A 9,179-nucleotide genomic window follows, 5' to 3' on the forward strand; every position below is an offset into this window, starting at 1 on the left:
CGGCGCTCAGGCGGCTGCGGCGATCCGGTCTTCGCCTTGCGGCTGCGGCAGCGCAAAGCCGGCCTCGAACGCGGCGATCGCGGCCGCCGGCATCGGCTTCTGGAACAGGTAGCCCTGCATGTAGCGGCAGCCGGCGGCGCGCAGATGGAGCATCTGCGCCTCGGTCTCGACGCCCTCGACCACGCAGAGCAGGCGGAGGTTGCGCGCGAGGTCGAGGATCGAGTGGATGATGTTGCGCGAGGCGGCGTCGCTGCAGATGTCGGTGACGAAGCTGCGGTCGATCTTCAATTCGCTGATCGGCAGGCGGTGGACGTAGCCGAGGCTGGAATAGCCGGTGCCGAAATCGTCGAGCGCGATGCCGACGCCGAGCGCCCGCAGGGCGCCGAGCGAGCGGCCGGCGTCGACGAGGTCGCGCATCAGGCCGGTCTCGGTGACCTCGAACACGATGCGCTCGGGCACGATGCCGCTTTCCGCGATCAGGGCGGTGATCGTCGCGATGCCCTCGGCGGCGGCGAGGTCGTAGGCCGAGAGGTTGAAGGACAGGGCCACGTGCTCGGGCCAGGACGCCATCGCCGCAAGCGCCTTGCGGAGCAGCGCCAGGCTGAGGTCGTGGATCAGCCCGGTGCGCTCGGCCACCACGATGAAGTCGACCGGCGACACCGAGCCGAGGGTCGGGCTGTTCCAGCGCGCCAGCGCCTCGTAGGCCTGGACCCGCCCGGCGACGACGTCGACGATCGGCTGGAACAGCAGGTGGAACTCGGCCGCGAGGTCGGCCCGGCGCAGCGCCTGCTCGACCTGAGCCTGCCGGTGCATCCGGTTCTCGTGCTCGAACGCGAAGCAGGCCGCGGTGCCCGGCGCGTGGGTCTTGGCATGGTAGAGCGTGTGGTCGGCCCGCTCGACGAGCATCTCCGCGGTCCGCGCGGTTTCGGGGAAGCACGCGAAGCCGATCGAGGCGCCGATCCGCGCGGTGGTGTCGCGCAGGGCATAGGGCTGCTTCAGGATCGTGCACAGGGTCCGGCCGAGGGTGTCGAGGTCCGGCCAGCCGTGCAGGATCAGGCCGAACTCGTCGCCGCCGAGGCGCGCCACCACGCCCGCCGCGCCGACGGCGTCCTGGAGCCGGCGGCCGACCTCGCACAGCACCGCGTCGCCGGCTAGGTGGCCGAGGGTGTCGTTGACCGGCTTGAACCCGTCGAGGTCGATCAGGCCGATCGCGAAGCGCGTCTCCGCCGTGTCGGCGGCCGCGATGGCCTGCTCGAGCTCGGCGAAGAAGGAGCGCCGGTTCGGCAGGCCGGTCAGCGGGTCGGTGTGGGCGAGCGCGTGGTTCTCCCCGGTCAGCCGGGTGAGGCGGCGGAAGTCGCGGTAGTAGACCGACTGCATGAACAGCAACACCACGACGACGCCGACGTAGTTGAGCGCGGCCGCCCGGACCACGGGCGCGCCGATCACCAGGAAGTACGCCGAAGCCGGCACCGCGAGCGCCGAGACGATCAGCGTCGCCGTGCGCAGGTGCGTCAGGCAGGAGATGCACGCGATCATCGTGATGCTGAGGAAGTACAGCACGTGCAGGTTGGTGGCGGCGTCGCCGTACCGGGTCAGCAGGATGGCCCAGATCGCAAACCCGGAGCCGAGGATCGCCGCGAGCCGGTTGGTGCCCCTGAGACGGCGCAACGCCTCCTCGGGGCCGATGGCGTGATGGTTCGTGCGGCTCCAGATCAGGACGCGGCCGGCGCAGACCGACAGCAGGACCGCCAGCGGCAGGATCGTCAGCCCGTCCGGCGCCACGCCGTAATGGGTGTAGGCCACCCCCATGGCGTCCAGGCTCAGGATCGTATGCAGGATCGGCACCTGGCGCGACAGGGCCCGCGCCTGCGCGACGAGCACGTTCGGCTCGTCGTCGGGGACCCTGAAGAGCCGGCGCACGCTGTTTGAGACTGTCATCGCCAGCGCCGTGGCTCGGTTCTGTTGCATCTGCAACGGAGATAGACATCAACAAATGCTAAAGATTGGATAATCAGCCAAGGGACTCGTCCGTTGGTCGGTTGAACCGTCGGGTTGAAAAGCAATCGTGGGTTAAAAATACCATCATCGGTGGCGACGTTCAGAGTCGGCCGCCGGCGCCGGCCCGGAATGCACGCGAACTGCGATCGGCGACGGAAGCCTCGGTCGGCGAAAACCGATCCTGCGCGATGGGGAGGTCGATGTCGGCATCCGCCTGCGTCCACAGCCGCTCCGCCTTCGCGTCGGATGCGTGGCGCGTGCGACCGTCCCGTCGGCGCGGCGTCGTCGCCCGGTCAGCCTCTGCGCCGACCGGACCGGTCGTGCCCGCGCCAGGACGGCCGGCTCCGCGGCTGAAGCAGCCGGTTGCGCGCCTGCTTCAGGATGATGCGCAGGCCGCCATCGGAAAACCAGTCATCGGCCGGCGTCGCGTTCCACAGGCGCAGCAGTTCGGCGTCGGAGACGTCGTCGCGCGTGATCCTGTCGAGGAACTCGCGCAGGCGGATCCGGTCCTGGCCGGTGAACGGATCGAGCACGATGGCCCAGATCTCGTCCTCCGTCTTACCCCTCACGTCGAGGTCCTGGTGGAAACCCAGGCCGAACTGGTAGAATTCGGGCGTCGGTTCGAGGCGCGGTTTCGCCATGGCGTCTCCCCCCTTACCGTTTGCGGCGTCCGCCCCCGATCCGTCAGATCCGGTCGCGTGCGCCGGCCAGGAACGCGCGCAGGCCCTGCGCGGTGAAGAAGTAGATGTCGGCGTCCGTCTCCTTCCACAGCCGCTCCAGCGACGCGTCCGACGCCTCGCGGAGGGCGCGGTCGAGGAACTGCCGCAACCGGACGCGCTCCTCACCACGAAAATCTCTGAGACCGAAATCGTACATCTCGTCGAGCGTCGGCGCGATGCGATCGATGTCCTGGATGTACCAACGGGCAAAGGTGAGGAATTCCGGGGACGCCTGCATGTCAATCTCCGTCATTGCGTGGATAGGCGGTATGGATGCGATACCCACGGGAACTGCCCGGATCGTGGACGATATACATTCCGACACCGTAGGTCGTGCGCAGATACGGCTCGATTTGCCCCGCCGTGTAGGCTTCCCGCCCGGTTCTGTATCCGAAGCGAGAGGTCAGGAATGCACGGCTCTTTTTACCGGATGCGACATCATCGACCTCCGCAGCATTCTGTTCCAGGGTCCGATTGACGTAATCGTTCGCAGACTCCACGGATTCGAACGAGCCATCTCGGCGCATGCCATAGTCGACGACCGGGAACGTCCTTCTGCTGGCCAGGACGCGACCCATCATCTCCGCATCCGTCTTGCCGACATGCTCGCGAAGCGTATGTCCGCCGCGCGCCTCTTCTTCGGAGAGCACGACCGTGTACCGGCGGTCGGCATCATCCGAGACATGGACGATCCGCGCATCGTCGTCGGAACCATGCCCGTTGCCGGCATCGCCATCCGTCCATTGGCCGCCGTTCGGGTTCCCGGCCGGCACGCGGGGTTGGTCGGCGTGATACGCACGCAGCGACAGACGCAACCGCAGGAAGGCGACCTCCACGCGGTACGAGGCGATCAGCCACCTCGCCCGCAAAAGGCCCGTCGCGCCTGACGCCATGGAATGCACCCCTCGGATCTGCCTACAGTCCTATAAAGGAATATTATCCGTAAAACAAGGGTGTCATCGCGGCCTTCAAACGCGAAGCGCCGGAACCTCGGCGAGGCTCCGGCGCTGGGTGGTGGGTCGTCGGGGGAGCGGGCGTCGCGCCCGCCCCGGCCTCAGAGCGAGTAGTACATCGTGAACTCGACCGGGTGCGGGGTCATCTCGTAGCGCATGACCTCCTCCATCTTCAGCGCGATGAACGAATCGATCTGGTCGTCGGTGAAGACGTCGCCGGCCTTGAGGAAGGCGCGGTCGCGGTCGAGGTTCTGCAGCGCCTCGCGCAAGGAGCCGCAGACGGTGGGGATCTTCTTCAGCTCGCGCGGCGGCAGGTCGTAGAGGTCCTTGTCCATCGCCGCGCCCGGATCGATCTTGTTGAGGATGCCGTCGAGCCCCGCCATCAGCAGCGCCGAGAAGGCGAGGTAGGGGTTGGCCATCGGGTCGGGGAAGCGGACCTCGACGCGCTTGGCCTTCGGGCTCTTCGTCCACGGGATGCGGCAGGAGGCCGAGCGGTTGCGCGCCGAGTAGGCGAGCAGCACGGGGGCCTCGTAGCCCGGCACCAGGCGCTTGTAGGAGTTGGTGGACGGGTTGGTGAAGGCGTTCAAGGCCTTGGCGTGCTTGATGATGCCGCCGATGTACCAGAGGCATTCCTGGCTGAGGCCCGCGTACTTGTCGCCGGCGAAGACCGGCTTGCCGTCCTTCCAGATCGACTGGTGCACGTGCATGCCCGAGCCGTTGTCGCCGAAGACGGGCTTTGGCATGAACGTCGCGGTCTTGCCGAAGCTCTGCGCCACGTTGTGGATGCAGTACTTGTAGATCTGCATGTGGTCGGCCAACAACGTCAGCGTATCGAACTTCATGCCGAGCTCGTGCTGGGCGCTCGCCACCTCGTGGTGGTGCTTCTCCACCTTCACGCCCATGCCCTGCATCGCAGCCAGCATCTCGCCGCGCATGTCCTGGGCCGAATCCTGCGGCGGCACCGGGAAGTAGCCGCCCTTGGTGGCGACGCGGTGGCCGAGGTTGCCGCCCTCGTAGTCGGTAAAACCGTTGGTCGGCAGCTCGGTCGAATCGAGCTGGAAGCCGGTGTGGTACGGGTCGGCGCCGAACTTCACGTCGTCGAACACGAAGAACTCGGCTTCGGGGCCGACGTAGATCGTGTCGCCGATGCCGGTGGACTTGAGGTAGGCCTCGGCGAGCTTGGCGGTGCCGCGCGGGTCCCGGGCGTAGGGCGCGCCGGTCGAGGGCTCGAGCACGTCGCAGACGATGACCATGGTCGCCGCCGAGAAGAACGGGTCCATCGTGGCGGTCGAGGGGTCCGGCATCAGCAGCATGTCGGACTCGTTGATCGCCTTCCAGCCGGCGATCGACGAGCCGTCGAACATCGTGCCTTCCTCGAAGATCTCGTCGTCGATCAGGCTGACGTCGAAGGTGACGTGCTGCCACTTGCCGCGCGGGTCCGTGAACCGGAAGTCCACGTACTTCACGTCGTTGTCCCGGATGGTCTTCAGCACCTCGGCCGCTGTCGTCATCTTGGGCGTCCTCCTCAGATTCGTGGGCCGCCGCACTTGAGCCGCGCGCCGGACGTGCGCTGCATACAGCCCGGGACGCGCCCGTGCCAACCGAAGCGACCGGAAATCTTCTCCGCGCGCCGGCCTGCGCGTTCCTGGTCGACTGGGCGCCATCAGCGCCTCGTGCGTCATCGGACCGAGCGGTTCGGTTCCCCTGGAAAGGGATGTTCACACGGAGTTGATCGCCAGGGTAGCGCGTGAGTGGGAACCGGCGGTGAAGTAGCATTTCGCTGGCACGGTCCCTGCTAGCGGGATCTCGGTCGTCGGAGGCCACGGAGCGGCTGCGTTTCCCCGGACTTCGCATCGTTAAACGGACGAGAGACTCGGAATGACGAAATACAAACTCGAGTATTTGTGGCTCGACGGGTACACGCCGGTCCCGAACCTTCGCGGCAAGACCCAGGTCAAGGACTTCGACGGCTTCCCGACCCTCGAGCAGCTTCCGCTCTGGGGCTTCGATGGCTCGTCGACGCTGCAGGCTGAGGGCGGCTCGTCCGACTGCATGCTCAAGCCCGTGCGCCACTTCCCCGATTCCACGCGCAAGAACGGCGTGCTGGTGATGTGCGAAGTGATGATGCCGGACGGCAAGACCCCGCACCCTTCGAACAAGCGCGCCACCATCCACGACGACCCGGGCGCTTGGTTCGGCTTCGAGCAGGAATACTTCTTCTACAAGGACGGCCGCCCGCTCGGCTTCCCCGCCGCCGGCTACCCGGCGCCCCAGGGCCCGTACTATTGCGGCGCCGGCTATTCGGCGGTCGGCGACGTCGCGCGCAAGATCGTCGACGAGCATCTCGACCTCTGCCTCGATGCCGGCATCAACCACGAGGGCATCAACGCCGAGGTGGCCAAGGGCCAGTGGGAGTTCCAGATTTTCGGGAAGGGCTCGAAGAAGGCCGCCGACGAGATGTGGGTCGCCCGCTACCTGCTCGAGCGCCTGTGCGAGACCTACGGCATCGACGTCGAGTACCATTGCAAGCCGCTCGGCGACACCGACTGGAACGGCTCGGGCATGCACGCCAACTTCTCGACCACCTACCTCCGGGAGACCGGCGGCAAGGACTACTTCGAGAAGCTGATGGCGGCGTTCGGCGGCGCGATCGAGGATCACATCGCGGTCTACGGTCCCGACAACCACCTGCGCCTCACCGGCAAGCATGAGACGGCGCCCTGGAACAAGTTCTCCTACGGCGTGGCCGACCGCGGCGCCTCGATCCGCGTGCCGCACTCCTTCGTGAACAACGACTACAAGGGTTACCTGGAAGACCGCCGCCCCAACAGCCAGGGGGACCCCTACCAAATCGCCTCGCAGATCCTGAAGACGGTCGAGTCGGTTCCGACCACCTGATCGGCATCGCGAAGATTTCGGATCGTCAGCGGCGCGGACCTTCGGGTCCGCGCTGTTTTTCGTTTCCGTTCTTCTCTCCCCGCAGAGGAGGGAGGGAAGAGCGTGTCACGCCCCGAAGATCGACCAGCCCATGCGCTTGGTCAGGCTCTCCAGGGCGATGCGGCCGAGATGGGAGTTGCCGGATTCGTCGAGGCCCGGCGACCAGACCGCGATCGAGGCGCGCCCCGGGGCGATCGCCAGGATGCCGCCGCCGACGCCGCTCTTGCCCGGCAGGCCGACCCGGTAGGCGAACTCGCCCGAGCCATCGTAGTGGCCGCAGGTCAGCATCACCGCGTTGATGCGGCGGGCGCGCTCCGGTGGGATCACGGACAGGCCGGTGGCGGGGTTCCGCCCGGAATGGGCGAGGAACCGCCCGGCGGTGGCGAGTTGCCGGCACGACATGCTGATCGCGCAGTGATGGAAGTAGACACCGAGGGTGTAGTCGACCGGGTTCTCGACCACGCCGAACGACTTCATGTAGTTGGCGAGCGCCACGTTTCGGAAGCCGGTGCGCTTCTCGGAGGCCGCCACCGCCTCGTCGATGGCGATGGTCGGGTCGTTGGCAAGCGCCTGCATGAAGCGCAGGATTTCGCCCAGGGCTTCGCGCGGCTGGTGGCCGGAGAGGATCACGTCGGTCACCGCGATGGCGCCGGCGTTGATGAAGGGGTTGCGCGGCACACCCTGCTCGCGTTCGAGCTGGACGATGGAGTTGAACGGGCTGCCGGATGGCTCGCGCCCAACCCGCTTCCACAGGGCGTCGCCGACCATGCCGAGCGCCAGCGTCAGAGTGAAGACCTTCGACACGCTCTGGATCGAGAACGGCGTCTCGCTGTCGCCGGCCGCCGCGATGGTGCCGTCGGCATCGATCACCACCAGGCCGAAGCCCTGCGGGTCGACGCGGGCGAGCTCGGGGATGTAGCGCGCGACCGTGCCCCGGTCGGAGCGCTGCCGCATCTCGTAGGCGATCTCCTCGACCACGCTGCGCAGGTGCGGAGCGAGGCTCACGCTCCGCTCGCCGGGGCCGCCGTCAGATCGCGTCCGGGCCGGTCTCGCCGGTGCGGATGCGGATCGCCTCCTCAATGGTCGAGACGAAGATCTTGCCGTCGCCGATGCGGCCGGTCTGGGCCGACTTGCGGATCGCCTCGACGGCACCCTCCACGAGCGCGTCGGAGAGCACGATCTCGAGCTTCACCTTGGGCAGGAAGTCGACGACGTATTCCGCGCCGCGATACAGCTCGGTGTGGCCCTTCTGGCGGCCGAAGCCCTTCGCCTCGATCACGGTGATGCCCTGGAGGCCGACCTCCTGGAGGGCCTCCTTCACCTCGTCGAGCTTGAAGGGCTTGATGATCGCTTCGATCTTCTTCATGCCGGACGGCCCAACCTGCGCTTGACGATGCTGAATTTCTACCACTCCCCCGGCCCGGCCGCCACGCCGTTTTCGACCAGCATCGGTCGAATCTGCCTCTTCGACTTGCATGAACTGCAAATCGTTTGTGCATTTTTCGGCTGGTGGCCGATTGTTTGAGCAGTGTCTGGGTGGCGCGCGGGCAGCAAACGTTCGAACTTTTGGGGATCGATACGATGGACGGGTCACGGCTGATGACGGTCGCGGCGATGGCGGCCGTGGACGCGGCGGCCAGCGCCGACGGCACCCCGGGCATCGCGCTGATGCGTGCGGCCGGCGCCGCGGTGGTCGAGCGCGCCCGCACACACCTTCCCGTGGGCGGACGCGTGCTCGTCCTGTGCGGCCCCGGCAACAACGGCGGTGACGGGTTCGTCGCCGCACGCCTCCTCACTGAAGCCGGGTACGGCGTCGACCTCGCCCTCCTCGGCCCGCGCGAGGCCCTGTCCGGCGATGCGGCGCTCGCCGCCGTGGAGTGGGCCGGGGCGGTGCTCGGCCTCGCCGAAGCCGACCCGACGCGGGCCGACCTCGTGATCGACGCGCTGTTCGGCGCCGGCCTGTCGCGCGACCTCGACGGGCCCGCCCGCCTCGCCCTCGAAGGGGTCCGGGATTCCGGGCGGCCGGTGCTCGCGGTCGACGTGCCGAGCGGGGTCGACGGCGACACCGACATGGTGCGGGGCTTCGCGCTTCCCGCCGTCGAGACCGTGACCTTCGTCGCGGAGAAGCCCGGCCACCTGCTACAGCCCGGCCGTGGCCTTTGCGGATGCGTGCACGTCGCCGACAACGGCACCGACCCGGCGGCGTTCGCGGCCGGGCTCGCGCTGGACTCGCCCGCCTTCCGCAACGGTCCTGCACTCTGGAGTGCGTGCTTCCCACGGCTCACCGAGGCGAGCCACAAGTACACCCGCGGCCACGCCCTCGTGCTGTCGGGTCCTGCCACCCGCACCGGCGCGGCGCGCCTTGCCGCCCGCGGCGCGCTGCGGATCGGGGCCGGGCTCGTCACGGTCGCCTCGCCGGAGCGGGCGCTGGCCGAGAACGCCGCCCACCTCACCGCGATCATGCTGCGCGGTTGCGACTCCGCCGACGACCTCGACGACCTGCTCACCGACGAGCGCATCAACGCGATCCTGGCCGGTCCCGGCCTCGGCGTCGGCGAGGCGACCCGCGACC

At 67.9% G+C, this 9,179-nt stretch carries 9 protein-coding genes; 2 read left to right on the forward strand and 7 right to left on the reverse strand.

Annotated elements, in window-relative coordinates; translation table 11 throughout:
- Positions 1 to 6: 6 nt before the first annotated feature.
- From FV229_RS09050 to glnA, 5 genes are all read right to left on the reverse strand, one after another.
- A complete protein-coding gene (locus FV229_RS09050; RefSeq protein ID WP_187275099.1) occupies positions 7 to 1,938 on the reverse strand; it encodes an EAL domain-containing protein in 1,932 nt (643 codons plus the stop codon).
- Between the two features lie 353 nt (positions 1,939 to 2,291).
- Positions 2,292 to 2,639: a hypothetical protein gene (locus tag FV229_RS09055; RefSeq protein ID WP_147751641.1), complete on the reverse strand. Its 348-nt coding sequence runs from the start codon at positions 2,637 to 2,639 to the stop codon at positions 2,292 to 2,294.
- 43 nt (positions 2,640 to 2,682) lie between these two features.
- Positions 2,683 to 2,955 (reverse strand): hypothetical protein, encoded by a 273-nt coding sequence (locus FV229_RS09060; protein ID WP_147751642.1) that lies wholly within the window; start codon positions 2,953 to 2,955, stop codon positions 2,683 to 2,685.
- A 1-nt stretch (position 2,956) separates the two neighbouring features.
- Positions 2,957 to 3,610, reverse strand: coding sequence for an RNase A-like domain-containing protein (locus tag FV229_RS27325; RefSeq protein WP_187275100.1), 654 nt, complete (start codon positions 3,608 to 3,610; stop codon positions 2,957 to 2,959).
- 161 nt (positions 3,611 to 3,771) lie between these two features.
- A complete protein-coding gene (glnA, locus tag FV229_RS09070; RefSeq protein WP_147751643.1) occupies positions 3,772 to 5,181 on the reverse strand; it encodes a type I glutamate--ammonia ligase in 1,410 nt (469 codons plus the stop codon).
- Positions 5,182 to 5,548: 367 nt separating this feature from the next.
- Here glnA and FV229_RS09075 point away from each other — a divergent pair, with 367 nt between their 5' ends.
- Entirely contained in the window at positions 5,549 to 6,568 is a 1,020-nt protein-coding gene (locus FV229_RS09075) for a glutamine synthetase beta-grasp domain-containing protein (protein ID WP_147751644.1), read from the forward strand.
- Between the two features lie 105 nt (positions 6,569 to 6,673).
- Here the strand turns inward: FV229_RS09075 and FV229_RS09080 are convergent, their stop codons facing one another.
- Positions 6,674 to 7,612 carry a glutaminase gene (locus tag FV229_RS09080; protein ID WP_147751645.1) on the reverse strand — a complete coding sequence of 313 codons (939 nt, stop codon included), beginning with the start codon at positions 7,610 to 7,612 and terminating at the stop codon, positions 6,674 to 6,676.
- Between the two features lie 22 nt (positions 7,613 to 7,634).
- Complete coding sequence (locus tag FV229_RS09085) at positions 7,635 to 7,973, reverse strand: P-II family nitrogen regulator (RefSeq protein WP_147727910.1); 339 nt, start codon at positions 7,971 to 7,973, stop codon at positions 7,635 to 7,637.
- A gap of 215 nt (positions 7,974 to 8,188) precedes the next feature.
- Between FV229_RS09085 and FV229_RS09090 the strand changes: the two genes are divergently transcribed.
- On the forward strand, positions 8,189 to 9,179 hold a 991-nt coding region (locus FV229_RS09090), incomplete at its 3' end, for an NAD(P)H-hydrate epimerase (RefSeq protein WP_147751646.1).

The sequence above is a fragment of the Methylobacterium sp. WL120 genome (assembly GCF_008039465.1).
Lineage (GTDB): Bacteria > Pseudomonadota > Alphaproteobacteria > Rhizobiales > Beijerinckiaceae > Methylobacterium > Methylobacterium cerastii.

Coding starts and splice junctions, on each gene's coding strand:
- FV229_RS09050 (WP_187275099.1), bottom strand. CDS start 1,938: ATGACAGTCTCAAACAGCGTGCGCCGGCTCTTCAGGGTCCCCGACGAC.
- FV229_RS09085 (WP_147727910.1), bottom strand. CDS start 7,973: ATGAAGAAGATCGAAGCGATCATCAAGCCCTTCAAGCTCGACGAGGTG.
- FV229_RS09055 (WP_147751641.1), bottom strand. CDS start 2,639: ATGGCGAAACCGCGCCTCGAACCGACGCCCGAATTCTACCAGTTCGGC.
- glnA (WP_147751643.1), bottom strand. CDS start 5,181: ATGACGACAGCGGCCGAGGTGCTGAAGACCATCCGGGACAACGACGTG.
- FV229_RS27325 (WP_187275100.1), bottom strand. CDS start 3,610: ATGGCGTCAGGCGCGACGGGCCTTTTGCGGGCGAGGTGGCTGATCGCC.
- FV229_RS09060 (WP_147751642.1), bottom strand. CDS start 2,955: ATGCAGGCGTCCCCGGAATTCCTCACCTTTGCCCGTTGGTACATCCAG.
- FV229_RS09075 (WP_147751644.1), top strand. CDS start 5,549: ATGACGAAATACAAACTCGAGTATTTGTGGCTCGACGGGTACACGCCG.